The 825-nt window shown below is 61.9% G+C and carries 1 protein-coding gene; it reads left to right on the forward strand.

What is annotated here, in order from left to right:
• The first annotated feature begins 468 nt into the window (after window positions 1-468).
• Window positions 469-723: a reverse transcriptase domain-containing protein gene (locus ACFLIM_RS50260; RefSeq protein WP_449291508.1), complete on the forward strand. Its 255-nt coding sequence runs from the start codon at window positions 469-471 to the stop codon at window positions 721-723.
• Window positions 724-825 lie beyond the last annotated feature (102 nt).

Here is an 825-nt window from a genome sequence, read left to right on the forward strand (position 1 = left end):
ATGTTTGCTCACTGGAAATGGGTCTCGGGTGCCTGGGGACCAGGATGACAAGAGCCGTGTAAGTCGAGAGGTTTACGCACGGATCTGTGGGAGCCGGGAGGGGAGGTTCCTCCCGGCTACCCGACCCGCTGTAACGGTGGTGGAGCGAAGGGGCCGGGTCGTTCGTGGCTGTTGTTCGTTCGATCAACCGGAAGTCCTCCGGGAGGAGTCGCGTGAACGAGCTGAAAGCACCGGGCAAGCCGTTTGAGATACCGAAGCGGGCTGTCTGGGAGGCGTGGGAGAAGGTCAAGGCGAACAACGGCGGTCCCGGTGTGGACGGGACGTCGATCGAGGCATTCGAGGCCGATCTGCGGAACAACCTGTACAAGATCTGGAATCGGATGTCGTCGGGGACGTACTTCCCACCTCCGGTGCGCGCAGTCGAGATCCCCAAGAAGGGCGGCGTCCGGATCTTAGGCGTGCCCCTCGATCGGGGATCGGGTTGCGCAGACGGTGGTGGCCAGGGTGATCGAGAAGCGGGCCGAGAAGGTCTTCCACCCCGATTCCTACGGCTACCGCCCGGAGCGCTCGGCGCTGGACGCGGTGGCCACCTGCCGCGAGCGGTGTTGGAGAAAGGACTGGGTGATCGATCTGGACATCCGGGCGTTCTTCGACTCTGTTCCTTGGGAACTGGTGGTCAAAGCGGTGGGCGGTCAGAGGGGTGTTAGACGTCATTCGTTCTGACCATGGATCGAGTCTTCAGCGTCACTGTGGCTGAGGACGTTCATCGATCATGAGGTTCTTGTTGCTGTCCTTGGTGCGCGACGACACCGTGAGTATGTCCAC

Source organism: Nonomuraea marmarensis (assembly GCF_043197025.1).
Lineage (GTDB): Bacteria > Actinomycetota > Actinomycetes > Streptosporangiales > Streptosporangiaceae > Nonomuraea > Nonomuraea marmarensis.